The organism is Actinoplanes oblitus, from assembly GCF_030252345.1.
Taxonomy (GTDB): domain Bacteria; phylum Actinomycetota; class Actinomycetes; order Mycobacteriales; family Micromonosporaceae; genus Actinoplanes; species Actinoplanes oblitus.
This window is the reverse complement of the sequence record NZ_CP126980.1, coordinates 3,454,647-3,480,800: the sequence shown is the minus strand read 5'-3', so window position 1 is coordinate 3,480,800 and position 26,154 is coordinate 3,454,647. Positions and strand designations below refer to the sequence as shown.

19 protein-coding genes and 1 pseudogene are annotated in these 26,154 nt (G+C 72.9%); 14 read left to right on the top strand and 6 right to left on the bottom strand.

All coding sequences use genetic code 11. From position 1 onward, the window contains the following. Nucleotides 1-87 precede the first annotated feature (87 nt). Genes Actob_RS15555 through Actob_RS15545 form a run of 3 tightly spaced genes read left to right on the top strand, consistent with a single transcriptional unit; the run spans nt 88 to nt 2,562 of the window. The gene (locus Actob_RS15555) at nt 88-1,026 is read left to right on the top strand and encodes a TIGR03557 family F420-dependent LLM class oxidoreductase (protein WP_284920896.1); all 939 of its coding nucleotides are present in this window, start codon (nt 88-90) and stop codon (nt 1,024-1,026) included. 12 nt (nt 1,027-1,038) lie between these two features. After that, nucleotides 1,039-2,046: an NAD(P)H-dependent flavin oxidoreductase gene (locus tag Actob_RS15550; protein ID WP_284920895.1), complete on the top strand. Its 1,008-nt coding sequence runs from the start codon at nt 1,039-1,041 to the stop codon at nt 2,044-2,046. Between the two features lie 9 nt (nt 2,047-2,055). Next, nucleotides 2,056-2,562: a hemerythrin domain-containing protein gene (locus tag Actob_RS15545; protein WP_284920894.1), complete on the top strand. Its 507-nt coding sequence runs from the start codon at nt 2,056-2,058 to the stop codon at nt 2,560-2,562. 203 nt (nt 2,563-2,765) lie between these two features. Here the strand turns inward: Actob_RS15545 and Actob_RS15540 are convergent, their stop codons facing one another. The 3 genes from Actob_RS15540 to Actob_RS15530 form a co-directional block, all read right to left on the bottom strand. Then, nucleotides 2,766-3,476, bottom strand: a complete 711-nt coding sequence (locus Actob_RS15540) for a hypothetical protein (RefSeq protein WP_284920893.1) — start codon at nt 3,474-3,476, stop codon at nt 2,766-2,768. A 154-nt stretch (nt 3,477-3,630) separates the two neighbouring features. Next, the gene (locus tag Actob_RS15535; RefSeq protein ID WP_284920892.1) at nt 3,631-4,665 is read right to left on the bottom strand and encodes an alpha/beta hydrolase fold domain-containing protein; all 1,035 of its coding nucleotides are present in this window, start codon (nt 4,663-4,665) and stop codon (nt 3,631-3,633) included. A gap of 250 nt (nt 4,666-4,915) precedes the next feature. Continuing rightward, a complete protein-coding gene (locus tag Actob_RS15530; RefSeq protein ID WP_284920891.1) occupies nt 4,916-5,266 on the bottom strand; it encodes a YrdB family protein in 351 nt (116 codons plus the stop codon). Between the two features lie 42 nt (nt 5,267-5,308). Here Actob_RS15530 and Actob_RS15525 point away from each other — a divergent pair, with 42 nt between their 5' ends. Next, nucleotides 5,309-6,736, top strand: a complete 1,428-nt coding sequence (locus Actob_RS15525) for a protein adenylyltransferase SelO (RefSeq protein WP_284920890.1) — start codon at nt 5,309-5,311, stop codon at nt 6,734-6,736. 468 nt (nt 6,737-7,204) lie between these two features. Continuing rightward, a complete protein-coding gene (helR, locus tag Actob_RS15520) occupies nt 7,205-9,313 on the top strand; it encodes an RNA polymerase recycling motor ATPase HelR (RefSeq protein WP_284920889.1) in 2,109 nt (702 codons plus the stop codon). A gap of 36 nt (nt 9,314-9,349) precedes the next feature. On the opposite strand, the pseudogene Actob_RS15515 reads toward helR, so the two are convergent. After that, nucleotides 9,350-10,420: pseudogene (locus tag Actob_RS15515) on the bottom strand (MFS transporter); the annotation flags it as partial. Between the two features lie 81 nt (nt 10,421-10,501). On the opposite strand from Actob_RS15515, the gene Actob_RS15510 reads away from it, so the two are divergent. From Actob_RS15510 to Actob_RS15480, 7 genes are all read left to right on the top strand, one after another. Then, nucleotides 10,502-11,437 carry an AraC family transcriptional regulator gene (locus tag Actob_RS15510; RefSeq protein ID WP_284920888.1) on the top strand — a complete coding sequence of 312 codons (936 nt, stop codon included), beginning with the start codon at nt 10,502-10,504 and terminating at the stop codon, nt 11,435-11,437. A gap of 504 nt (nt 11,438-11,941) precedes the next feature. Continuing rightward, nucleotides 11,942-12,769, top strand: coding sequence for a DUF559 domain-containing protein (locus Actob_RS15505; RefSeq protein WP_284920887.1), 828 nt, complete (start codon nt 11,942-11,944; stop codon nt 12,767-12,769). A gap of 398 nt (nt 12,770-13,167) precedes the next feature. Then, nucleotides 13,168-14,463 (top strand): IS256 family transposase, encoded by a 1,296-nt coding sequence (locus Actob_RS15500; RefSeq protein ID WP_284920886.1) that lies wholly within the window; start codon nt 13,168-13,170, stop codon nt 14,461-14,463. Nucleotides 14,464-14,849: 386 nt separating this feature from the next. Further along, nucleotides 14,850-15,725, top strand: a complete 876-nt coding sequence (locus tag Actob_RS15495; protein ID WP_284920885.1) for an ABC transporter ATP-binding protein — start codon at nt 14,850-14,852, stop codon at nt 15,723-15,725. Continuing rightward, complete coding sequence (locus tag Actob_RS15490) at nt 15,722-16,399, top strand: ABC transporter ATP-binding protein (protein ID WP_284920884.1); 678 nt, start codon at nt 15,722-15,724, stop codon at nt 16,397-16,399. The genes Actob_RS15495 and Actob_RS15490 overlap by 4 nt, the downstream gene beginning before the upstream one ends. Continuing rightward, nucleotides 16,396-19,515, top strand: a complete 3,120-nt coding sequence (locus Actob_RS15485; protein ID WP_284920883.1) for an FtsX-like permease family protein — start codon at nt 16,396-16,398, stop codon at nt 19,513-19,515. The genes Actob_RS15490 and Actob_RS15485 overlap by 4 nt, the downstream gene beginning before the upstream one ends. Beyond that, on the top strand, nt 19,512-22,214 hold the full coding sequence (locus tag Actob_RS15480) for an FtsX-like permease family protein (protein ID WP_284920882.1): 2,703 nt from the start codon (nt 19,512-19,514) through the stop codon (nt 22,212-22,214). The genes Actob_RS15485 and Actob_RS15480 overlap by 4 nt, the downstream gene beginning before the upstream one ends. 184 nt (nt 22,215-22,398) lie before the next feature. Here the strand turns inward: Actob_RS15480 and Actob_RS15475 are convergent, their stop codons facing one another. Further along, nucleotides 22,399-23,124 (bottom strand): hypothetical protein, encoded by a 726-nt coding sequence (locus Actob_RS15475; protein WP_284920881.1) that lies wholly within the window; start codon nt 23,122-23,124, stop codon nt 22,399-22,401. 213 nt (nt 23,125-23,337) lie between these two features. Between Actob_RS15475 and Actob_RS15470 the strand changes: the two genes are divergently transcribed. Together Actob_RS15470 and Actob_RS15465 are read left to right on the top strand one after the other, a co-directional pair. After that, the gene (locus Actob_RS15470) at nt 23,338-25,284 is read left to right on the top strand and encodes an elongation factor G (protein ID WP_284920880.1); all 1,947 of its coding nucleotides are present in this window, start codon (nt 23,338-23,340) and stop codon (nt 25,282-25,284) included. A gap of 113 nt (nt 25,285-25,397) precedes the next feature. Further along, entirely contained in the window at nt 25,398-25,745 is a 348-nt protein-coding gene (locus Actob_RS15465; protein ID WP_284920879.1) for a carboxymuconolactone decarboxylase family protein, read from the top strand. Nucleotides 25,746-25,839: 94 nt separating this feature from the next. Here Actob_RS15465 and Actob_RS15460 read toward each other — a convergent pair whose 3' ends face one another. After that, on the bottom strand, nt 25,840-26,040 hold the full coding sequence (locus Actob_RS15460) for a hypothetical protein (protein WP_284920878.1): 201 nt from the start codon (nt 26,038-26,040) through the stop codon (nt 25,840-25,842). Between the last annotated feature and the right edge of the window lie 114 nt (nt 26,041-26,154).

Here is a 26,154-nt window from a genome sequence, read left to right as displayed (position 1 = left end):
CCGCCGGATTCCTTCCGGGCCGGGTCGGAGCTCCTCCCCGGACATCGTCACGAGATTCACCGACCGCGTTCCGGGTATCGGGCCGGTATGCGAATCGGATATTTCCTGTCCTGCGAGGAGTACACCCCCGCCCAGCTGATCGAGCAGGCGAAACTGGCCCAGGAGGCCGGCTTCCAGGGTCTGTGGATCTCCGACCACTACCACCCGTGGAACGACGCCCAGGGCCAGAGCCCGTTCGTCTGGTCGATCATCGGCGCGCTCAGCCAAGTCGTCACCATCCCGGTCACCACCGCCGTCACCTGCCCGATCCAACGCCTCCACCCGGCCGTGGTGGCCCAGGCCGCGGCCACCAGCGCGGTCCTGCACGACGGCCGGTTCGTGCTCGGCGTCGGCACCGGCGAGGCGCTCAACGAACACATCACCGGCGAGCGCTGGCCGTTCGCCGACGAGCGCCTGGAGATGCTGGAGGAGGCGGTCGAGGTGATGCGCGCGCTCTGGGCCGGCGAGTTCGTCACCCACCACGGCAAGCACTACCGGGTCGACCAGGCCCGGCTCTATACGCTGCCGGCGGTCCCGCCCAAGGTCTACGTCTCCGCGTTCGGCCCGAAGGCGCTCGGCGTGGCCGGCCGGATCGGCGACGGCTACCTCTCCACGATGCCCGACGGCGACCTGGTCCAGCAGTTCCGCGACGCGGGCGGGGCGGGCAAGCCGGTCCAGGGCGGGTTCAAGGGTTGCTGGGCGCCGACCGAGGACGAGGGCGTGGAGATCGCGCACCGGCTGTGGGCGAACGCCGGCGTTCCCGGCGAGCTGTCCCAGGTGCTGCCGTCCCCCCGGCACTTCGAGCAGGCCAGCGAGCTGGTCACGCCGGAGGCGACGAAGAAGTCGATCGTCTGCGGACCCGATGCCGCCGGGCACGCCGCCCAGCTCAAGGCCTACCAGGAGGCCGGCTTCGACGAGGTCTACATCGCCAACATCGGCCCCAACTACCGGGAACTCATCGACCTGTACCGCCGCGAGTTCCTCTGACATGGTCGGTGGATGGAGCTTCGCACGAGGTTCACCGAGGCCTACGGCCTGACCACCCCGATCGCCCAGGCCGGCATGGCCTTCGTGGCGTCCACCCCGGAACTGCCCATCGCGGTCAGCAACGCCGGCGCCCTCGGCGCGCTCGGCGTCGGCCTGCTCCCGGCCCCGGCGCTCACCCAGGTGATCGCCGGGATCCGGGCCGGCACCGACCGCCCGTTCCACGTCAACTTCATCACCGGGTTCACCCAGCCGGACCAGATCGACGCGGCCTGCGCGGCCGCCGTGCCGGTCGCGTCGTTCCACTGGGGGCATCCGCCGAGGGACTGGATCGACCGGCTGCACGCGGCCGGTTCCCGGGTGTTCGAGCAGGTCGGCTCGGTCGACGCGGCGAAACGCGCGGTCGACGACGGGGTGGACGTGGTGGTCGCCCAGGGACTCGAGGCGGGCGGGCACAACTTCGCGACGCTGCCGACGTTCGCGCTGGTCCCGCTCGTGGTGGACGCTGTCGCCCCGGCGCTGGTCCTGGCCGCCGGCGGGATCGCCGACGGGCGCGGGCTGGCCGCGGCGCTGATGCTCGGCGCGGACGGGGCGTGGATCGGCACCCGGCTGGTCGCCACCGACGAGTCCGGTGCGCACCAGGCGTACAAGGAACGCCTGCTCGCCGCGCGTGCCACGGACACCGTGCGGACCTCGGTCTTCGGCCCGGAGACCCCGGACTTCAACCCGATGCGAGTGCTGCGCAACCGGGTCACCGACGAGTGGCCGTCGGAGCCGCCGGCCGGCGTGGCCCGGCCGGTGGTCGGCCGGACCAGCCTGGGCGGCCCGGAGATCGACATCCCGCGCTTCTCCAACCTGGTGCCGATCCGCGCCACCACCGGCGACCTGGACGAGATGCCCCTGCTGGCCGGTCAGGGCGTCGGTCTGGTCGACGCGGTGAAGAGCGCCGCCTCGGTGATCGCCGACCTCACCGCGCAGGCGAAGGAGATGATCACGCGTTTCGAACCGGGTGAATGGGCATAGGGTCCGACCATGGACGACATCACCGCGCTGATCCTGGAAGATCATCACCGGTTCCGGGTGGGTTTCGCCCGGCTCGACGACGCCCACGGCGAGGAGCAGCTCCGCGCGATCTGGGAGCCGCTCGCCCTGCACCTGGAGATCCACGCGGAGGCCGAGGAGAAGATCCTCTACCCGCACCTGCTGACCGACAGCGGCGGCGAGGACGCGGCGGAGGAGACCGACGACGCGATCCGCGACCACAACAAGATCCGCGACGGGATCCTGGCCGCGGCCGAGCACCCGGCCGGCTCGGACGGCTGGTGGGCCGGGGTGTGGGCGGCCCGCACCGAGAACAGCGAGCACCTGGCCGAGGAGGAGGACGAGGTCCTGCCCGACTTCCGCAAGCACGCGAGCCTCGAGCTGCGCACGGAGCTGGGCGCCCGGTGGCTCCAGTTCTTCGCGGAGCATCCGCAGGGCGCGGGCCTCGACTTCCACAACAAGGACCCGAAGGAATACATCGAAGAACACGAGCGGTGAAACCGATTCGGGTACGCCGTGAGCACGGTCCCGTCGGATCGTCTCGCGCGTCCCGGTCGCCGGAAGTGGTCCGAGGCGGCTCCATTCCGGAGCCGCCTCGGTCACGCCTCTGTTCCGTTCCGCCGGCTCGGTTCTTCTCTCCTGGCCACCGGCTCAGTTCTGCCCTGCGGCCACCGGCTCAGTTCTGCCCTGCGGCCACCGGCTCAGTTCTGGGACGCGGCGTAGGCGATCAACGCGACCAGGGCGAACGGGATCAGCAGGCCGGCCCAGGTCATCGGGCGCTGCAGCAGCCGGGGGCCGGGGTCCATCGGCGGCTGGCTCGGGCCGTACGGGTTCGGCTGCGGCGCCGGCAGGGCCGCCACGCTGTTGCGCCGGACCAGGTTCATCAGCACGGTGAACGGCGTGATGACGAACGACGCGTAGCCGTACCACCCCTGCACCAGCGTGCGCGAGGTCATGTGCCGGAACACGCCGAGCCCGCAGTCCCGGCAGAACGGCCCCTCGTTGCTGAGGAACCGCATCATCACCAGCATGCCCTGGTGCCCGCGGAACTTGGCCTGGGCGGCCGGCACCGAGCCACAGAACCGGCAGGCCAGCACGCCCTGCGGCACCTGCCCGGCCGATGGTGCCGGGTAACCGCCGTGCGGTGCGGGATAGGCGCCCTGCGGGGCGGGGTAGGCACCCGGCGGTGCGGCGTACCCGGGAGCGGCCTGCCCCGGCTGGGCATAGCCGCTCGGGGCAGCCTGGGGGTAGCCGGGCGGGGTGGGCTGGGCATAGCCGGCCGGCACGGGCTGGCCAGGCGCCGGATATCCCGCGGGGGCGGGCTGGCCCGGGTAGGCGGCCGGAGCGGGATATCCGCCCTGAGCCGGATCGGTGGGCGCCCCGCCCCAGGGGGAAGGCTGCGGCTGCGACATGGTCACCTCGTGCTGGAAAGAAGCTGTGAGCGCGTCAGGTTACTAGTCGATCAACCGGTCTCGCTGCCCCACCCAGGTTTCGGATCGGCAACCATCACCCCGGGGACGACCCTCTTGCGGATGGTCCCGCCCCGCCGCCCGGCCGCATCCCGTGCTACTTCGGCGCGAGCCACTCCTTCATCAGCTCGATGGTGCGCGACCCCGCCTCGCTGAACGGCTCGTTCAGCGTCCCGTGCGCCGCGCCGGGCAGCAGGTGCGCCGACACCTGCGCCCCGGCCGCCCGCAGCTGCTCCGCGTACAACTCCCCCGAGCGCCGCAGCGTGTCCCGCTCACAGTTGAGGATCAGCGTCGGCGGCGTGCCCACCAGGTCGCCGACCCCGGGGAACGCATAGGGATCGGTCAGCCCGGCCGCGCCCGCGTAGTGCACGCTCAGATCACGGATCCACGCCGGCGAGAAGTACACCGCGTCCGCCTGATCCCGGATCGCGGCCAGGCCGGCCTCGTCCCAGCCGGTCAGCTCCGGGTGCACCGCCGGATAGGCCAGCAGCACCGACGCCGGCGTCCGCCCCGCGCCGTCCCGCAGCCGTTTCGCCACCCCGGCCGCCAGGTTGCCGCCCGCGCTCGCCCCGCCCAGATGCATCTTCCCGGCCGGCACCCCGAGCCGGTCCGGATGGTTCACCGCCCAGGCCCAGCCGGCCAGCACGTCGTCCGACGCGGCCGGGAACCGCACCCCACGCAGCGCCTTGCGGTAGTCGAGGGACAGCACCGGCACTCCCCGCGCCGCCAGCATCAGCCCGGTCCAGTGCGCCTCGGCCATCCCGAGCCCACCCCAGACGAACGCGCCCCCGTGCACCCAGACCAGCGCCGCCTCAGCGGCTCGCCCCGGCACCCGGTAGAGCCGCGCCGGCACCCCGTCGATCTCCGGTTCGTCGACCTCGACCCCGGCCACCTCGGGAAACCGGCCGACCAGCTCGGCGTGAGTCGGCCCGGAGTCGGGCATGTCCCCGGCGATCTCCAGCATCCGCACGAAGTCCGCCACCGGGGGCAACTCCCCCGCGCTGGCCCCACCCAGCACCGCCCGCCGAACCGGCCGCGGCAACCCCCGCAGAGCCTTCATGGCATACCCCAGAACCGTGGCCCGGGCCCGAGCCTGCCGAGGCACCACACCGCCGACCCGCATGTCCGTCATGTCCCTATCCTCCCCCGCCGCCCGAACCGCGTCGAGCACCGACGCGTCCCCGCGGCCGGCCGGGCATCGGCGCGTCACCCCGGCAGCCGGCAGCCCCGCGGCTCAGAGCGCCCACCGTCGACATCTCCCCGCCGCGAGCCGCCCCATCGCCGGTCCCCGCCCGCCCAGGGGGCTGACCCTCGATCCAGCATGCCGTCGACCGGGAAGATCCCGCGGCCGCCCTGTGGACAACCCGGACATGTGGAAAACCTCAGGCCGGCTCCCCGCCCGTGGACGTCTTCAGCACGTGCAACAGCCAGCGGTCCACCGCGGCCGACACCGCGAACACCCCACCCAGCACCGGGTGACCGGTAAGGATCAGCGCCACGGTAGCCCCGCCGAAAACCGCCCACTCCGGGATCAGCCGCACCGGGTCGGGCAGCAGGTGGCTGCCGCGCGGCGCCACCCAACGACCCCAGATCAACGCCGCGATCAGCGGCAACAGGACCGCCGCCAGGATCCGGACGGCGATCGGCGCGGGCAGGCGCCAGCCACCGTACGCCAGGGCGGCCAGCGCGCAGAGTTCGAGCACGAATCGGAGTGTGAGGATGACCGCCCGCATGCCGGGAGGTTAGACCAGGTGGGAGCGGGCTACCGTCGATGGGTGGACGTTTCCGCTCCGGCCGTGAGCCTGACCCATCGTTTCGCCGACGAGCTGCCCGAGCTGGCCATCGCGTGGCGGGCCGAGGAGTGTCCCGAGCCCCGCCTGCTGATCGCCGACCAGGCGCTCGCGGCCGAGCTGGGCCTCGCCCCCGAGCAGTTGACCACCGGCCTGCTCACCGGCACCGAGCCGCCGGCCGGGGCGCGGCCGGTCGCGCAGGCCTACGCCGGCCACCAGTTCGGCGGCTATTCGCCGCGCCTCGGCGACGGCCGGGCCCTGCTGCTCGGCGAGCTCGACGGCCGCGACCTGCATCTGAAGGGTTCCGGCCGCACCCCGTTCGCCAGAGCCGGCGACGGGCTGGCCGCGGTCGGGCCGATGCTGCGCGAGTTCGTCGTCAGCCGGGCGATGCACGCGCTCGGCATCCCCACCACCCGGTCACTCGCCGTGGTCGCCACCGGTCGCACCGTTCACCGTGAGCAGCCGCTGCCCGGCGCGGTGCTGGCCCGGGTCGCGGCGAGTCACCTGCGGGTCGGCACCTTCCAGTTCGCCCGGGCGACCGGCGACACCGGGCTGCTGCGCCGGCTGGCCGACCACGCGGTCAGCCGCCACTACCCCGGCGACGAGGGCGACTACCTGGGGTTCTTCGACTCGGTGGTGGCCGCGCAGGCTTCCCTTGTGGCGCGCTGGATGCTCGTCGGTTTCGTGCACGGCGTGATGAACACCGACAACATGACCATCTCCGGCGAGACCATCGATTACGGGCCGTGCGCGTTCATGGAGGCGGTCGACCCGGCCACCGTGTACAGCTCGATCGACACCGGTGGGCGATATGCGTACGGTAATCAGCCTGCCATCGCCCAATGGAACCTCGCGCGGTTCGCGGAAGCCCTGCTGCCGCTCTTTCACGACGACCAGGAGCAGGCGATTCCGCTCGCGGTGCGGTCGCTGGAGCGCTTCGGCGGGCTCTTCGACGCGGCGTGGACCGCGGGCATGCGCGAGAAACTGGGCCTGTCCGCTGACGCGGACGACGCCGGCCCGGACGACACGCTGCTGGCCGATCTCGCGGCGCTGCTGCGGGACGCCCGGGTGGATTACACGACCTTTTTCCGTACGCTGTCCCGCGCGGCCGGCGGCGAAGCGGAACCGGCGCGTGCCCTCTTCCCGGACCCGTCCGCTTTTGATTCCTGGTTGCCGCGCTGGTCGGCGCTGTCCCCGGACGCCGCGCTGATGGATCGGGTCAATCCGGTCTACATCCCGCGCAACCATCTGGTCGAGGAGGCCCTGGCGGCCGCCACCGACGGCGACCTGTCGCCGGTCGAGCGACTGGTCGAGGTGGTGTCCGACCCGTTCCGCGAGCGTCCCGGCCTGGCCCGGTACGCGGAGCCGGCCCCCGGCGACTTCGGCCCCTATCGCACGTTCTGCGGCACCTGACCGTCGTACGTTCCGCGGCACCTGACCGACCCGGCGGCCGTCCCCCGCTCGCCGGACACTTCCGGCGCCCCGCGAGCGCTTGCCGCAGGGCCTCCTGGTCGGCGGCTTCAAGGAGGTCCCCGTCCGCTGATGACCGCCACCCGGCTGGCCACCACGGTGGCCTCAACAGCCCGGACACCACCACCAGCGCCAGCTGGCCGCTCGGGGCTGGCCGTCACGGTGGTATCGGTGGGCTGGAGACCACCGTGAGCGCCAGCCGCTTGAGGGCTGAGCTGGGCGCGTGGCTCATCGGATCGAGGTCACGGAATGCGCCATCAATGGGCGTTGATGAAAGAACGGAAAAGGGAGAACACACCTCTTCCCATTTCTAAGCTATAGCAGACCAGGGGTCTTGCGGCAAGACCCGGGTGCTCCCGCACAATCGTGCAGTCATACGCTGTGAGCTGCGAAAATGGGGGAACACCGCCAGTGAGCGTCTTTCAACTGCCGGAGCACCTGGCCGCCAAAGCCGACCCGACCCTGATCGGCGAGGACGAGAAAGAGTTCGCACGGATCGCGGAAAGCCTCGCCACGTCGATCGCCGAGTTGTCGGAGCGCCTGGAGATCGAACGGAAAGCACCGGCCGGCAAGGGGCGGCAGGCGGTGGACCGGGACGACGCGGTTCGCCGGATGACCGCCCGGCTGCGCGCGCTGCGCCGGTTCAGCCTGGACGTCTGCCTCGGCCGGATGGTTCAGGAGGACGGCGAGACGGTCTACATCGGCCGGCTCGGGCTGACCGACGGCGAGGGCGGGCGGCTGCTGCTCGACTGGCGGTCACCGGCCGCCGAGCCGTTCTTCGGTGCCACCCACGCCGACCCGAAGGGCCTGGTCAGCCGGCGCCGGTACCGGTGGACCGAGGGCCGGATCACGGACTACTGGGACGAGGTGTTCACCGCCGACGGCCTGCAACGGCAGCACGCGGCGCTCGACGACCAGTCGGCGTTCATCGCCAGCCTGGGCACCAGCCGGTCGCCGCGGATGCGGGACGTGCTCGGCACCATCCAGGCCGACCAGGACGCGATCATCCGGGCCGGGTCGCGCGGCGCGCTGGTCGTCGACGGCGGTCCGGGCACCGGCAAGACCGTGGTGGCGTTGCACCGCACCGCGTACCTGCTCTACCACGATCCCCGGCTCGGGCAGAGGCGCGGCGGGGTGCTGTTCGTCGGCCCGCACGAGCCGTATCTGGCCTACGTCGCGGACGTGCTGCCCAACCTCGGCGAGGACGACGTGCTGACCTGCACGCTGCGCGACCTGGTCCCGGAGGGCGCCGGGGCCCGGCCGGAGAGCGATCCCGAGGTGGCCCGGCTCAAGTCCTCGGCCGACCTGGTGAAGGCGATGGAGGCGGCGGTCCGGTTCTACGAGGAGCCGCCGGCCGAGGCGATGACGGTGGAGACCGAGGACGGCGACATCCGGGTCACCGCCCGGGACTGGGCTGCGGCGTTCGAGGCGCCGGACCCGGGCACCCCGCACAACGAGGCCCGCGACCAGATCTGGGCGGAGCTGCTGGCGATCCTCGGCGAGCGGGAGGGCACGGCACCGGCGCGCAGCCGGGAGCTGCGCGCGGCCCTGAACCGGGCGTGGCCGATCCTGGACCCCGCCGACATCGTCGCCGATCTCTGGTCGGTGCCTGCCTACCTGCGCAAGTGCGCACCCTGGCTGAGCACCGAGGAGATCCGCGCGCTGCGGCGCGACGATCCGCGGGCGTGGACCGTGGCCGACCTGCCGCTGCTGGACGCGGTCCGGCAGCGGCTCGGCGACCCCGAGGCGTCGCTGCGGGCGAGCCGGCAGAAGGCAGCGGTGGCCGCCGGTCGCAAGCAGATGGACCGGGTCGTCGACGACCTGATCGCCTCGAACGAGTACGACGACGGCGAGGGCCTGATGACCATGCTGCGCCAGCAGGACCTGCGGGAGGTCCTGGCCGAGGGCAGCGCGCTGCCCTCGGCCGAGGCGGACGTGCTCGCCGGGCCGTTCGCGCACATCGTGGTCGACGAGGCGCAGGAACTGACCGACGCGGAGTGGCAGATGCTGCTGCTGCGCTGCCCGTCGCGCAGCTTCACCGTGGTCGGCGACCGGGCGCAGGCGCGGCACGGCTTCACCGAGACGTGGCAGGAGCGGCTGCGCCGGGTCGGGCTGGACCAGGTGACGATGGCATCGCTGACCATCAACTACCGGACGCCGGAGGAGGTGATGGCCGAGGCCGAGCCGGTGATCCGGGCGGCGCTGCCCGATGCCAACGTTCCGGCGTCGATTCGGAGCAGCGGGCTCCCGGTCGTACACAAATCAGTCTTTGATCTTGAATCGATCCTCGCGGAATGGCTCGCGTCGAACGCCGAAGGGGTCGCCTGCGTGATCGGGCATCCCGGCTTCGCGGAGCGGGAGCGGGTCCGGTCGCTGACCCCGACGCTCGCCAAGGGGCTCGAGTTCGACCTGGTCATCGTCGTCGACCCGGACCGGTTCGGGGACGGGATCGAAGGTGCTGTCGACCGGTACGTCGCGATGACCCGGGCCACCCAGCGGCTCGTCATCTTGACGAGCTGAGCGACCCGGATCGGTCAGCAGCAGGCCGAGCAGGAACGCCGGGATCGGCGTGAGGCAGAGCAGCGCGAACACGCCCTCCGGGCCGTGGTGCTGCGCGGTCAGCCCGAACAGCGGGGCGAACAGGCCGCCGATGCTGACCCCCAGCCCGAGGGTCACGCCGGCGGCCGTGCCCGGCCGGGACGGCAGGTAGTCCTGACCGAGTTTGACCAGCACGGCGAACGGGATGTTGAGGGCCGCGCCGGCCAGGCCGGCAAAGATCGACGGCAGGATCGGGCCGCTCGTGAAAGCGAGTCCGGCCAGTGCCGGCAGTCCGGCGAGGGCACCCCACTGCACGGTACGCACGGCGCCCGCCCGATCCGCTATCCGGCCCCCGAGCAGCGTGCCGGCCACTCCCCCGACGAGGAACACGGCCAGTGCCGCGCCGGCCGCGGTGCGTCCGGTGTGCAGGTGGCGCAGCCAGTAGAGCTCGATGAAGGTGTTGACCGCGAAGAACGCCGCGGACCGCACGACCTCGATGCCGGTGAGCGCCACGAATGGCCGCCATTGATCAGCGCCGGCCTGGTCGCGGCGAACGGTGTCGCCGGTGCGGCTCCGGCGGCGCCCGAGGAAGCCGGCGACGACCAGCGCGGGCAGCACGAAGAGCGCCGTCGACGGCACGCCGAAGTGCACGAGCAGCGGCGTGGCCAGCACCGGCGCCAGGAAGAAGCCGACACTGCCGCCGGCCGCGAAGATGCTCATCGCCCCGGCGCTGTCGCCGGCCGCGATCCGGGCCGCCCGGCCGGCCGCCGGGTGGAACATCGCCACGCCGAGCCCGGAGAGCAGGATCAACGACCACACCGCCGGGTACCAGCCGCCGACCAGGCCGGACAGTCCGAACCCGAGGCCGGCCAGGGCCACCCCGGCGGCGGCCAGCCAGTCGAGCCGGTACTTGTCGACCAGCACGCCGATGAACGGCTGCGGGATGGAGCTGCCGAGCGCGGCCGCCAGGGTGAGCCCGGAGATCGCCAGATAGCTGTAGCGGTGGTCGAGGACGAAGTACGGCAGGGTGGCCGGGACCAGGCCCTGATACAGGTCGTCGACGGCGTGCGCGGTGCCCCACAGACGCATCCGTCGCCAGGAAGTGCTCATGGTCAATAGGTTTGCCGCTTTCGCGGGAGCGGACTTCCGATATTCTGCCGCGTTGTGTCGGTGGAACGCCAAATCCTGACCGGGCCGACGGTACGGCCACTCGGCCACCGGGAGCGGATCGACTGGCACGACCATGTCGTCCACCAGCTCATCCATCCGTTGCACGGTGTGCTGCGGGTGTCGACGGGGCGCGGATCCTGGGTGGTCCCGCCGAACCGCGGGGTGTGGATCCCGGCTACCGTGCCGCACGCCCACCAGGCGGACGGGCCGACCGAGATGCGATCGCTGATCTTCGAGGTGGGGGTGTTCGAGGAGCCGACGGTGCTGGTGGTGTCGGCGCTCCTGCGGGAGGTGATCCGTGCCCTTAGTGATGATCATGACGCTTTTGGCGGCCGGCCGGGCGATGTGGGCGACGGGTCGTCGGGCGCTACTCGTGGCGGCCTCTCCGCCGGCTCTCGCGACGGCCACTCCGCGGCCGGTCGTGGCAGCGTTTCCGTCGCCGCTCGTGACAGCCTCTCCGTCGCCGCTCGTGACAGCCTCTCCGTCGCCGCTCGTGACAGCCTCTCCGTCGCTTTTCGCGACAGCCGGGCGGCCTTGAGCACTGATCATCGTCACCATCTGGAGCAGGTGGCGCTGCACGAGGTGCGTCGCGCGCGGCAGTTGCCGCTGTTGCTGCCGGCGCCGGCCGATCCGCGGCTGGTCCGGCTCTGCGAACTGCTCGCCGACGATCCGGCCGACCAGCGGTCGCTGCGCGAGCTGGGCCGGGAGGTGGGCGCCGCCGAACGGACGCTGAGCCGATTGTTCCGGGCCGAGACCGGGTTGACGTTCCCGCAGTGGCGGGGTCAGCTGCGGTTGCATCACGCGGTGCGCCTGCTCGCCGCCGGGCACTCGGTCACCCGGGTCGCGGCCGACTGCGGCTTCCGGAGTCCGAGCGCGTTCATCGAGGCGTTCCGTGCGCTGTTCGGCACCACCCCGGGTCGCTACCGCGCTGAATAGTGGGTCGCCGCGGGGGCTCGCTCCCCTCTGGAGCCGTCGCTGGTCCGGGGGTCGCCGGAACGAACGCTGGCGGCAGCTCACCGGATCACGCAGACCGCATCGGCCAGCAGGGGGTCTCCGCCTCCCCGTGAATCGCGCCCACCGGGCTGGTCCTCACGGTGGTATCCCGCGCCGGGAGACCACCGCCACCACCAGCCACGTCCGCCGGGCTGGCACTCACGGTGGCATCCCGCGCCCGGAGACCACCGCCACCACCAGCCACGCCGGCCGGGCTGGCACCCACGGTGGCATCCCGCGCCCCGACACCACCGCCACCACCAGCCGCAACCCGGGGCTGGCACTCACGGTGGTATCTCGGGCGCTGACACCACCGCCACGGCCAGCCGGCCGTTGTCCACAGGGGTCGAGCGGAGGGGGTGGGGCATCAGCCATTCTGTCGGCGTGCCGTCCGCTGCCCGCATACCAGCCGCTCTGACGAAGGCCCCTTTCCGGGGCTCATCCGCCGTGACCGACGGGCTGCTCAGCCGAAACATGCTGCGCGGCCGCGCCTGGCAACGGCTGCTGCCAGACGTCTACGTTCACCGCGCCCTCCCCCTCGATCATCAGGTGTGGTGCGCGGCGGTAGGTCTGGTCCTGCCTCGTCACGCGGCTATCGGCGGTCCGAGCGCCGCCCATCTGTGGGGCGCCGGACTGCTCGCTCCCCAGTCGCCGGTGTCGGTGGTGGCCTCGCGGGACAAATGGACGTACCGGCATCCGCGGATCCTGACCCACCACACCCGGCTGTGCCCAGAGGACCTCACCGAGCTCGAGGGCATCGCGGTGACGACGCCGGAGCGGACCGCATTCGATCTGGGCAGGCAATCCTCCCGGGCAACCGCCCTGATCCTGATCGATGCGATGCTTCACCAGGGCCGGCTGGATCCGGGCGCGGTGGTCGAACTGGCCGCACAACGCGACTGGTGGCCCGGAGTAGCACGGCTGCTAGAAGTGATCAACCTGGCCGACGGCCGCGCCGAGTCGCCGATGGAGACCCGCCTGCGGCTCCTGCTCCACGATGGCGGGATCCCGCGGCCGGTGCCCCAATTCGAGATCCGGGACGATCTTGGGCAACTGGTGGCGCGGGTGGACCTCGGTTGGCCGGCGGCCCGCTTGGCGGTCGAGTACGAAGGTGACCACCACCGGGTACAGGAACAATTCCGGCGGGACATCACGCGGGCACACACCTTGCAACGGTACGGCTGGACGGTATTGCGCTTCGGCGCGGACGACGTCCTCCGCCTGCCGCACGAGACGGTTCTGGCCGTCCGCACCGCGCTGGCGAGATGCCGCTGACCGGCCACCCGGCCGTCCCGACACCACCACCACGACCAGCCACAACACCCGGCTGGCACCCACGGTGGCATCCCAGACCCGGACACCACCACCACGACCAGCCGCAACACCGGAGCTGGCACCCACGGTGGTATCCCGGGCCCGAATACCACCACCACGACCAGCCGCAACACCCGGCTGGCACCCACGGTGGTATCCCGGGCCCGGACACCACCACCACGACCAGCCGCAACACCGGAGCTGGCACCCACGGTGGCATCCCAGGTGCGGACACCACCATCAGGGCCAGCCGCCGGGAACTGGCGGGTGCTGACGGGAGCTGGGGGGGACTGTGCCAGGAGCGGTGTTTCCGGCCCGACACGCCGGGCTGAGGTCCGACGGGATGGGCACCGTGAGTGATGACATCGAACGTTGTGAGTCCACGGAAGAAGACCGAGGGTGACGGGCGGCAGCTGTCGCCGGAGCAGGCCGCCGCGGCGGCGATGGTGGCCGAGGCCAAGGCTCGCGGGCTGGAACTGACCGGTCCGAACGGGTTGCTGAAGCTGTTCACCAAGAACGTGCTCGAGACCGCGCTGAACGAGGAGATGACCGAGCATCTCGGCCACGAGAAGAACCAGGCCGAGCCGGGACGCGAATCAACTAATGTGCGCAACGGCAGCCGCGGTAAGACGGTTATCTCCGATGCCGCCGGCGAAGTTCAGATTGATGTTCCCCGGGATCGGGAAGGAACCTTCGAGCCGCAGATCGTCAAGAAACGGCAGCGGCGGCTGACCGAAGTCGACGAAATCGTGCTGTCGTTGTATGCGAAAGGGATGACGACCGGAGAGATCTCCGCGCATTTCGCCGAGATCTACGGGGCGTCGGTGTCGAAAGAGACCGTCTCGCGGATCACCGACAAAGTCGTCGCGGAGATGACCGAATGGTCATCACGGCCCCTCGACCGGGTGTACGCGGCCGTGTTCATCGACGCCATCGTCATCAAGGTCCGCGACGGTCAAGTCGCGAACCGGCCCATCTACGCGGCCATCGGTGTCACCGTGGATGGCCGCAAGGACGTCCTGGGCCTGTGGGCCGGCGCCGGTGGTGAGGGTGCCAAGTTCTGGCTCAGCGTGCTGGTCGACCTGAAGAACCGTGGCGTGGCCGATGTGTTCTTCGTCGTCTGCGACGGGTTGAAAGGATTGCCGGACAGCGTCGAGGCGGTCTGGCCGCAGGCCATCGTGCAAACCTGCATCATTCATTTGATCAGGAATACGTTCCGCTTGACGTCCCGAGCCGACTCGGACGCGATCAAGCGAGACATCCGGCCGATCTATACCGCCGTCAACGCGGATGCGGCGGCGGCCGCCGTGGACGACCTGGAAGAAAAATGGGGCACCAAATATCGGGCGATGATCCGGCTGTGGCGTAACGCCTGGAACGAGTTCATTCCTTTCCTCGACTACGACGTCGAGATCAGGAAGGTGATTTGTTCTACTAATGCGATCGAGTCGTTGAACGCCCGCTATCGGCGGGCCGTGCGCGCTCGGGGACACTTCCCAAGCGAGCAAGCCGCGCTGAAGTGTCTGTACCTTGTGACCCGCAGCCTGGACCCGACAGGAACCGGCCGCGCCCGATGGACGATGCGCTGGAAGCCCGTGCTGAACGCCTTCGCCATCACCTTCGGTGACCGCTGGCCGGCCGCCGAAACCTACTGATCGAAGAGCCGGAAACACCGATCACGGTACGGACCCAGCTGGGGTGGGAGGGATTGGAGCGCGGGTGGGGAGGCGGAGAAGGGCGGCCATCGGGCTGGTTGGCGAGCTAACCAGGACCGGTGACTCCACAACGGAAATTACGGGGCTGATGCGGGACGGGAACGGAACGCGCCGATGCGGGACGGGACGGGAACCGGGGACGCGCCGATGCCGGGCGGGACGGGGCGGGACGGGGCGGGACGGGGGCGGGACGCGGGCTTGGGGCGTACCGAAAGGGCGGACAAGGAGGGAAGCGGCCCGAACGCGGACCGCCGGGGTCGGGGTGCGGGGCGGGACGGCTCGCGGAGAGCGTGGTAGAAAGGCACGCCCACGATCATGGGGGGACGATGTCCGAGGCGTTGATCGTCTGCGAGAGCCTGGTGCGGATCTATCAGACCGGGTCGATCGAGGTGCAGGCATTGCAGGGGCTCGACCTGGTGGTGAACCGGGGCGAGATGGTCGCCGTGGTGGGCGCCTCCGGTTCGGGGAAGTCGACGCTGCTGTCCATTCTGGCCGGGATCGACGCGCCGACCGCCGGCAAGGCCCGCGTCGAGGACTGGGACCTGCTCGCCATGTCGCGCGCCGACCGGGTGCGCTACCGGCGGGAGACGGTCGGGTTCGTGCGGCAGCAGACCGCCAGCAATCTGGTGCCCTACCTGACGTCCCGGCAGGTGATCGACCTGCCGATGGTCGCCGCGCGCAAACCCGCCCGGGAGCGCCGGGAACGCACCGAGGAGCTGCTCGACGCGCTCGGCGTGACCGGCTGCGCGGATCGCAGGCCCGGGCAGATGTCCGGCGGGCAGCAGCAGCGGGTGGCGATCGCGGTGGCCCTGGCGAACCGGCCGCACGTGCTCTTCGCCGACGAGCCGACCGGCGAGCTGGACACCGCCACCTCGGCCGAGGTGTTCGGGGCGCTGCGCGAGGTGAACCGGCGCTACGGCGTGACGGTCGTGGTGGTCACCCACGACGCCGAGGTCAGCGGGCAGGTGGAGCGGACCGTGGCGATCCGGGACGGGCGGACCAGCAGTGAGGTGCTGCGGCGTACCGCCACCGACGAGGACGGCGGCACCCACGTGATCGCCGAGGAGTACGCGGTGATGGACCGGGCCGGGCGGGTCCAGATCCCCCGCGAGTACCGCGACGCGCTCCAGCTGACCCGCCGGGTGCGGCTCGCGCTGGAGTCCACCCACGTGCAGATCCACCCGGATCAGGAGATCCGATGACCAGACCCCTTCTTTCGGTACGCGGTATCAGCCGCACCTTCGGCGCCGGGCCCACCGCCGTCCCCGCCCTCCGGGACGTCTCCTTCGACGTCGCGCCGGGCACCATGGTCGCCCTGGTCGGCCGCTCCGGTTCGGGCAAGACCACCCTGCTCAACGTGATCGGCGGCCTGGACCGTCCGGACGCGGGCACCGTCGAGCTGGACGGCGCCGACGTCACCGCCCTGGACGAGGACGGGTTGTCGCGGCTGCGGCGCGAGCGGGTGTCGTACGTCTTCCAGACCTTCGGGCTGATCCCGGTGCTCTCCGCCGCGGAGAACGTCGGCGCCCCGCTGCGGCTGACCCGCACCCCGGCCGCCGACCGGGAGAAACGCGTCCGGCTGCTGCTGGAGCTGGTCGGCCTGACCGAGCACGCCGGGCAGCGGCCCGGTGAGCTCTCCGGCGGCCAGCAGCAGCGGGTGGCGATCGCCCGGGCGCTGGCCGCCTCACCGCGCCTGCTGATCGCCGACGAGCCGACCGGCCAGCTCGACGCGGAGACCGGCCGGTCGGTGATGGCGCTGCTGCGCGGCGTGGTCGAGTCGGAGGGCGTGACAGCGCTGGTGTCCACCCACGACCCGGTGATGATGGCGCTGGCCGACCGGGTGATCCGGATCAGCGACGGGCGGCTGCACGAGTGATCGGGCTGATCAGGCGGCGGGCCCGCGCCCAGTGGCCGGTGCTGGCCGCGCTGCTCGCGGTGGTGACGCTCGGCGCCACCCTGCTCGGGGTGTGCACGCTGCTGGTCACCCGCAGTGCGGCGCTGGCCCTCGGAGTGGCGGCCGGCGAGGCGGACCCGGCGACTGTGGCGGTCACCGCGTACACCTCGGACATCCAGGGCGGCGACGCGCGCGCCGTGGTCGACGCGACGCGGGGCGTGCTGGCCTCGGCGCTGGCCCCGTTCCCGGCGTCGGCGGCGGTGCGGGCCTCCTCGGTGATGCGCGAGCTGCCCGGGCGTACCGACGGCGCGCGGACCTATCTGTCCGCGGTCGAGGACCTGCCGGCCCGGGCGGCGCTGGTCACCGGCCGGTGGCCGCGGGCCGGCCGGAACCCGGGGCGGGCCGAGACGGTGCTGCTGGAGCCGACCGCGAAGCTGCTCGGGCTCACCGTCGGCAGCCGGGTACGGCTGGCCGCGAAACCACCCGACGATCCGGCGCCGGCCGCCGCCCTGACCGTGGTGGGGATCGCCCGGCCGCTGCCCGGCACCGGCTGGGACCGGGATCCGCTCGGCGGGGCCGGGTTCGACCCGGAGCACAACGACGGCAGCAGCTCGCTGACCTTTCCGGCGTACGGGCCGTTCCTGGTCGACCTGGCCGACCTGCTCGGCGGCGGGTCACCGCTGAGCCGGATGGAGATCAACGCCCGGCCGGACCTGTCGCACGCCACCCCGGGCCGGCTCGGCACCGTGGCCCGCGGGGTGCTGGACGCCGACGCGCGGCTCACCGGCACCCTGGCCGGGCGGGCCCGGTTCACCAGGGTGGCGTCGCTGCTGCCGGACACCCTGCGCGCGGCCCGGCACCAGCGGGACGTGACGCAGGCCGCGGTCCTCGCGGTGGCGGTGCTCGGCACCGTGCTGACCGCGACCGCGCTCGCCCTGGCCGGCCGGCTCACCGCCGGGCTGCGGGCCGGCGAGACAGCGCTGCTCTCCGCGATGGGCACCAGCCGGGTGCAGCTCGCCACGACCGCGGCCGCCGAGGCCGGCCTGCTCGCGCTGCTGGCCGCCGCGCTCGCCGTGCCCGGGTCGTCGCTGCTGCACGCGGCCCTGAGTCACCTGCCGCCGATGACCGGGGCCGGGCTGGCCACCGGACCTGGGGTGACCGGCGGGCAGGTGCTCGCCGTGCTGGCCGGGGCGCTCGGGCTGACAGTGCTGCTGGTGCTCTTCGCGATCCGCACCGAGGCGCCGGGCGGCCGCCGCGAGGCGCTCGCCCGGTCCGGCGCCGACCTGCTGCTCGTCGCGTTCGCCGGGCTGGGCTGGTGGCAGCTGCACGCCCGCTCGGCCACGCCCGGCCTGCTGGACACCCTCGCCCCGGCGCTGCTGCTGACCGCGGGCGCGGCGCTGGCGTTGCGGCTGGTGCCGCCGGCGCTGGGCGTCGCGGACCGGCTGGCCCGCCGCTCCGACGGGCTGCCGCTGCCGCTCGCCGCGTTCGAGGCGGCGCGCCGCCCGCAGGCCGCGGCGGCCGGCCTGCTGATCTGCCTGGCCGCGGCGGTGGCCACGTTCGGGGTGGCGTTCGACGCGACCTGGCAACGCTCGCAGCGCGACCAGGCCGACCTCGCGGTCGGCACCGACCTGGCGATCGGCCTGAGCACCCCGCCGGTCGGCGGCCAGGGCGCGGCGATAGCGGCCGCCACCGGAGCGCCGGTGGTCAGTCCGGTCGCGGCCCGGCCCCTGGCGATCGGGCAGTGGCTGGGTACGGCCGGGGATCCGCCCCAGCTGGTGGCGATGGACACCACGCACGCGGCGGAGTTGCTGCGCGGGCGGCTGCCGGCCGGCGTCGACTGGTCCGCGGCGACCCGCGGGCTGGCGCCGGACGGGCCGGTGCACGGGGTGCCGGTACCGGCCGGCGGCACGTTCGCGCTGACCGGGACGGCGACCGGGCCGTTCCCGCTGACCGTGACGCCGGAGCTGCTGCTGCAGGACGCGACGGGGCTGCGGACACGGTGCACCAGCGCCCCGATGCCACTGGACGGCACCCGCCGCACCATCACCGGATGCGCGCCGGTCGGCGGGATGCGGCTGGTCGCGGTGGCGCTGCCGGTCGACGACGACGCGGGCTACTCCCTGGAGGCCATCCGCAGCCGGGTGGCCGTGACGCTCGGGCTGCCCGGCCCGGCCGGCGACGTGACGGGCTGGACGACGATCTCGGCGGAGCCGGTGGCCGGCCAGTTCCTCGACCCGGTGATGCGCGGGGCCGGGAACAGCCTGCGGTTCAGCGGGACGGCGCGGCTCGGCGGTCCGCCGGAAGCGGCGTTGACGCTGGTGACCACCGCGTTCCAGGCGCCCGCCGCGGTGCCGGTGGTGGTCTCGGAACGTCTGGCGGAGGGGCTGGGGGTCCGGGTGGGATCGACGCTGGACGTGACTGTCGGGTTCACCGCCGTACCGATAAGGATCGTGCGCGTCGTGCCGGTGGTGCCCTCCGCGCCGCGAGCGGCAGCGGTCCTCGCGGATCTCGACACGCTGTCCCGGGTGCTGACCGTGCGCGGTGACCTGGCGTCGCCGGTGGACGCCTGGTGGGCCGCCCGGCCGGTCCGCGATCGGGCGGCCGGGCTGCGTCTGGGCGTGGTGACCACCCGGGCCGGCGAGACCGCCCGGCTCACCGCCGGTCCGCTCAACGCCGGCCTGCCCGCGGTGCTGCGCCTGCTGGTGCCGGCCGCCGCCCTGCTGCTGCTCGCCGGGGTGATCCTGCACGTCACGCACGACCTGCGGGAACGCGCCGTGGAGGTGGCCCGGCTGCGCGGCATCGGGATGACCCGGCGGGAGATCCGGACCACGCTGCTCGGGCAGCACGCGGCGATCCTGCTGCCGCTGCTGGCGGCCGGCGCCCTGGTCGGCGCGCTCGGCACCTGGCTGGTCACGCCGCTGCTGATCCGTTCGGAGACCGGCGCGGTTCCGGTGCCATCGGTGACGCCGGCCTGGCCGTGGGCCGCGGAGACCTCGGTCCTCGGGCTGCTGGTCGGCGGCTGTGTGCTGGCCGTCGCCACGGTGGCCACGATCCAGTCCCGCCGGGCCGGTGCGGCCCAGTTGCGGGTGACCTCGTGATCCGGCTCGGCCTGCACGGGGCCAGCATCCGTGGGCGTGCCCGGGCCGACGCCGGGCCGCTGCTGCTGTCCGCGCTGGTGGTCGCGGTGGTCTCGATGCTGGCGGGCGCGGTGCCGGTGCTGCTGCGCAGCACTGCCGACCAGGCGGTGCGCGCGGCGGTCCGCTCGGCCGCCGATCAGTCCGACGTACGCGTGGAGGCGCGCTGGGAGGCCGACGACGGCGTCGACGGTGGCCGGACGCGCGACCCGCAGGCCGCCGCCGAGCTGGCCGACCTGGCCGACCGTGCCCTCGGCGAGCTCGGCCCGCTGCACGACGTGCTGCGGCCACCGGTCGGCTACACGGCCAGCCCGACGCTGAAGGTGACCGACGGGAGTGTGCTGCGCACCTTCCAGCTCAACTACCTGCACAACGCGTCGGGTCCGGCGGTCACCTGGATCTCCGGCCGGGCCCCGGCGGCGACGCCCCGGCAGGCCGACGTCGAGGTGCCCTGGAACGGTCCGCCGTGGCCGGTGCAGGTCGGGCTCTCCGAGACGGACGCCGCGGCACTCGGGGCCGACGCCGGTGACCGGCTGCGGGTCGCCGACGACCAGGGCAACCCCAAGGACGTACGGGTCAGCGGCGTCTACCGGGCGACGAACCCGGACGACCCGGCCTGGCGCCTCGCCCCGTGGCTGCTCACCCCGTCGTCCGGTACGGACGGCGCCGGCACCACCCGGTTCGGCGGGCTGCTCTCCGACGCGTCGCTGCCGGACGCGCGCCTGGCGTTCGGCCGGGACGACCTGACCCGGGTGGTCCGGTTCAGCCCGGACCCGGACGTGCTCACCTGGGACTCGGCCCGGCGGATCGCCGCGACCGTGGTGGCGCTCAAGGCGTCTTCCGGCACCTCGGCGAACCGCGGGACGGCAGCGCACTGGCAGACACAGCTGGACTCGGTGCTGCGCGACGTCCAGGACCAGATCGAGGCGGCCACCGCGCAGGCGTCGGTGCTGCTCACCGCGGTGTCGACGGTGGCCGTGCTGGTCCTGCTGCTGGCCGCGGAACTGCTGGTCGCCCGCCGGTCGGCGGCGCTGGCCGTGGCCCGGCAGCGCGGTGCCTCGCTGCTCGCCCTCGGTGGTGAGCTGCTGATCGAATCGGTGCTGGTCACCGCCGGGTCGGCGGGCGCCGGTGTGCTGGCCGCCCGGCTCGTCGTGCCCGAGGTCGGCGGGGCCTGGCTGCTGCCGGTGGTACTCGCCGGGGTACTGGCCGGACCGGCGTTCGGGCTCGTGGCGGCGTACCGGGCGACCCGGGACCGGCGGGTGCCGGCGAACCGCAGCGCCCGCCGGTGGGCCCGGCGGACCGTGGCGCTGCGGCGGCTGACGGCCGAGTTCGCGGTGCTCGCCGCGGCGGCCGTGGCGCTGGTGGTGCTGCACCAGCGCGGGGTGCTGCCGTCGGCCGGCGGGACCGTGCTGCTGCCGGCGACCGCGCCGGCGCTGGGTGTGCTGGTCGGCGGGTTGCTGCTGCTCCGGGTGATGCCGCTGCTGACCGGGCTGGTGCTGCGGCGGGCGCTGCGGTCGTCCCGGCCGCTTGCGGTCTTCGGCGCGGCCCGGGCGGCGGCGGTGTCGAACCGCGCGCTGCCGGTGCTGGCGCTGGCCGGAGCGGCGGGGCTGGCCACCTTCGCGCTGACGCTCGGCACGACGGTCGGCACCGGGCTGACCGACGGTGCCTGGCGGACGGCCGGCGCGGAGGCCCGGCTGGACGTGGCGTACGACGCGGCCTCGGCCACGCCCGGGCTGGCTCAGCGGATCGCTGCCGCGGACGGGGTACGGCGGGTGGCCATCGCCCAGGTCACCGACAACGCCCCGATCGTCGCCGGCGACGCGGAACGCCCGTCCCGCCTGGTGATCGTCGACACCGCCGTCTTCCGCGAGCTCCTGGCCGACACACCACTCCCCCAACTCCCCGCTCTGCCCGCCGCGACCGGCGCCACCGCCGTGCCCGCGCTGGTCCGGTCCGCCGGGGACACCCCGCGCGTCGGCGACGCCCTCGCGCTGCCACGGCCGGACGCGCCCACGATCCGGCTCACCGCCGTCGGCACCGCGCCGCCGATCGACGGCGCCGACGATGTCGTCCTGGTCGACGCGGCCGCGATGACCGCCGCCGGCGTCACCGTCCAGCCGAACACGATCTGGATCACCGGCCCCGGCGCGGCCCGGGCCGCCCGGGCCAACGCCACCGCCGCCACCGTCACCATCCGCACCGAACTGGAACGGGACCGCCGGGACGCACCGCTGGTCACCGGTCTGCTCCGCCTCGGCTGGGCCTCCGCCGGCACCCTCCTCGCGCTGGGCCTGCTCGGCTTCGCGGTGAGCGCCGCGACCGGCGCCCCGGACCGCTGGCAGACCCTGAGCCGCCTGCGCACCCTCGGCCTGCGCCCCGGCGAGGCGCGCCGGGTGGCCGCCGCGGAACTCCTCCCGCTGGCCCTGCTGGCCGCGGCCGCCGGTCCCCTGCTCGGTCTCCTGCTGGCCCGCCTCACCCTGGGGCCCCTCGGTCTGGGCCTGCTGACCGCCCAGCCCGGCACCCCGCCGCTGATCCTCCCCTGGCTCGGCTTGGCCGTGCTCGCCGCCGCCTTCCCCGCCATGGTCGCCGCCGTGGTCCCGGCGGAGGCGGCCCTGCGCCGCCGCCGGCGCCTGAGCGAGATCCTCCGGGTGGGCGGCGCCTGACACCCCGCCCCACACCGCGCGCCCGACACCCCGATCCACGCCGCGCCCCACACCCCGGCCACACCCCGCCCCACACCGCCGCCGAAGCCTTCCGCATCGGCTCCGCCACGAGCGGCGCCCCCACTCGACGACGACGCCCCGCGCCGGATCCGGTCCGGGCGGGGCGTCGCGCGAGTCCTGCCGATCAGCCGGTGACCCAGCCGCCGTCGGCGCGGACGGTGACCTGGAAGGACATGCGCTTCTTGCCCTTGAAGTCGACCATGCAACGCCAGGTGCCGGCCCCGTTCTGATCGACGTTCTGGGCGGCGCAGGTCGCCGCACTCGGCTTGGCCACCGCGCCGGTGGTGTCCCGGAAGTCCCCTTCGTGGAGGATCGACTGCTCCAGCGAACTCGCAGTGACGACGGTCCGCGGGGCCGGGGGCGTGGCCGCGGCATGCGCGTGGGCGATGAAGAGGATGGCGAAGCTGGCGACCCAGGACGCGGCGAAGGTGGCGGAGAAGGCGAGCCAGTACTTGCGGCCGGACCGGCCCAGGGCCCGGGCCTCCTTGGCCCGCTTCGCCGCGGGGAACGCCCCGAACGCCCCGAAGACCGCGGTGACCAGGACGACCAAGCCGATGCCGGGCGGCTCCACCATCCCGGGCTGGACCGGCGGGACGGTGCCGAGGTAGGGCGCCGGCGCGCCGTAGACAGCCGGGACCTGCCCGTATCCCGCCGCCCCGTAAGGGACCGGCGCGACGTATTGCTGCGAGTAAGCCGGCTGCTGCGGGTAGCCCGGCTGCTGCGGATAGCCCGACTGCTGCGGATAGGCCGTCTGCTGCGGGTGATAGGCGGCGCCATATGTCTGCGGCTGTCCGGGAGCGGCCGGGTTCGGCTGCTGCCAGTAGCCGCTGATCTGTGGTTCAGCGGTCAAGGGGAACCATCCGGGAGTGGTGGGGGAACTTCCGTCGCGGCGACCATCGGCACCGGATCCGGCTACTTGAGGCCGGCTAATTCGGTTGCCGGGTCACCGGCCCGCCTGATGGAGTGAACCCGTCGGTACCCCGAGTGAGAAGAGATCGAGCGATGCGAGCCGCGTGCGTGTCACATCCGGAAGGAGCCCGTCTCACCGTTAGGGACAGCACGCTTGAGCATTCTCAATCTCGGCATCCTGGCGCACGTCGACGCCGGTAAGACCAGCCTCACCGAGCGGCTTCTGCACACCGCCGGGGTGATCGACCACATCGGCAGCGTGGACGACGGCAGCACGCAGACCGACACCCTGGAGTTGGAACGCCGCCGCGGCATCACCATCACCTCCGCCGTCGTCTCCTTCACCCTCGACGGCCGCACCGTCAACCTGATCGACACGCCCGGGCACCCGGACTTCATCGCCGAGGTGGAACGGTCGCTCGCCGTCCTGGATGCCGCGGTGCTGGTGGTCTCCGCCGTCGAGGGCGTGCAGGCGCAGACCCGGGTGCTCGCCCGCACGCTGCACCGGCTGCGCATGCCGACGCTCATCTTCGTGAACAAGGTGGATCGTTCCGGCGCCCGTTTCGCCGGTGTGCTCGACGACCTGGGTACCCGGATCAGCCCGGCGATCATTCCGATGAGCCGGGTCGACCGGATCGGCACCCGGGAGGCGTCGGTCCGCGCCGAACTCGACCTGACCCGGCTGGCCGATCATGACGATGCGGTGCTCGCGGCGCTGGTCGAGGACCGGCCGCCGCCGCCGATCCGGGTGCGGGACCGGGTGCATCCGGTCTACTTCGGGTCGGCCATCACCGGCGCGGGCATCGACGACCTGGTCGGCGGGATCACCCGGCTGCTGCCGCCCGCACCCGCGCGCGGCGACGGCCCGCCGCTCGGGACGATCTTCAAGGTGGAGCGCGGCCCGGCCGGCGAGAGACTCGCCTACCTGCGCATGTTCGGCGGCACGCTGCGCGTGCGGGACGCCGTCGGGGACGAGCGGGTGACCGGGATCGAGGTGTTCGCGGACGGGACCGCCGGCGCCCGCGGCGCGATCACCGCGGGCCAGATCGGCCGGGTGCGCGGGCTCGGGTCCGCTCGGATCGGCGACGATCTCGGGGTACGCGACGAGGACGCCTCTTCGGTACGCCGGCCAGCCGCTCGCCGGGCGCAGTTCGCGCCGCCCAGCCTGGAGACCGCTGTGGTCGCGTCCGGCCCGGCGGAACGCGGCGCCCTGCACGCCGCGCTGACCGAGCTCGCCGAGCAGGACCCGCTGATCAACCTGCGCCAGGACGACGAGCGACACGAGGTCTACGTCTCGCTCTACGGCGAGGTGCAGAAGGAGGTCGTCGAGGCCACCCTGGCCGAGCGGTACGGCCTCGTGGTGACCTTCCGGGAGACCACGACCCTCCACGTGGAGCGGGTGCTCGGGACCGGGGCGGCGGTCGAGTTCAACAAGGTCGAGCCGAACCCGTTCCTGGCGACGGTCGGGCTGCGGGTGATGCCGGCGCCGGCCGGTGCGGGGGTCAGCTTCGGGCTCGAGGTCGAGCCCGGGTCGATGCCGCAGGCGTTCTTCACGGCGGTGGAGCAGACCGTCCACGAGACGCTGCGGCAGGGCCTGCGGGGCTGGCCGGTGCCGGACTGCACGGTGGTGATGACGCACTCCGGGTATTCGGCGCGGCAGTCGCACTCACACGCGATCTTCGACAAGAGCATGTCGAGCACCGCCGGGGATTTCCGGAACGTGACGCCACTGGTGCTGACGACGGCCCTGCGGCGGGCCGGGACCGAGGTGCTGGAGCCGATCCACGCGTTCCGGGCGGAGGTGCCGGCGGACACCGTGCCGGCGGTGCTCCCGCTGCTGGCGCGCCTGCGGGCGATCCCGCTGTCGACCGGGCCGGCGGTCATCTCCGGCGAGATCCCGGCGGCCCGGGTGCACGAGCTGCAGCGGCGGCTGCCGGGTTCGACGCGGGGCGAGGGCGTGCTGGAGAGCGCGTTCGATCACTACGCGCCGGTGCGCGGCCCGGCACCGTCCCGCGAGCGAACCGGCCCGGACCCGCTCGACCGCAAGGACTACCTGCTGCGGGTCCTCCGCCGGACCGGTGCCGCGACCGGGGTGCGCTGAGGCCGCCGGGGCGTACCGCGGTACGCCCCGGCGAGCGATCCAGATCACTGTCACATTCCGCCGGGCCCCGGTGTCCTAGTGGTGAACCAAGCCATCAGGACAGGAGAGACACCATGAGCGCTCGGCTGAACGCCCACACCAACCCGGTCGCCGGAAACGTCGTGAAGGCACTGCTCGGGGCCGGCAAGGCGATCAACGGCTCGTCGTTGCCGGCCGTCGTCCGGCACCTGGTCGAGATCCGGGCCAGCCAGATCAACGGTTGCGGGTACTGCGTCGACATGCACACCAAGGACGCGGCGCACGAGGGCGAGAGCGACGCCCGGCTGCACCTGCTCCTGCGCGGGTTCGCGGATTCCTGTGCGCGTTGGGGTAGGAACCCGCATGCGTGTGCCGGTCTGTGGCGACACCAGCGCGCGGGTTCGACGGTGTCGGCCATTGGGCGAACTAAGGGGTGCCGGTAAACGCGTCACCAGCCGCAAACTCTTCGTTATGACTCCCGAAGTAGGCATTAGTGTCAGCTTCCGAAGTCGTGTGCACGGATGTTCGGAGTCCTGTTCACTGGTCGCTTTTCCGGGTGTCGTTGCTCTTGCTGTTTCGCAGCAGGATGGTGAGGACAGTGCGGGCGTCGCGGCGTCGTCGTGGGGTGGGGGCGAGCAGTGCGGTGAGGGCGGCGATGGTGACGGTGGCCGTGTACAGGAGGGTGCCGATGCCTGCAGTGAGGGTGCCGTTGTGGATCAGTGCGAGTGCGGCGGACATGAGGACTCCCTGGCCGGTAGGGGCGGGTGATGTCCTTCGGTTCTCGGGCGTCCGGTGGGTGTCCGCCGACCCCGGTGTCAGCTACGGTCGGACCGTGTCCAGCTCACCTCTGGT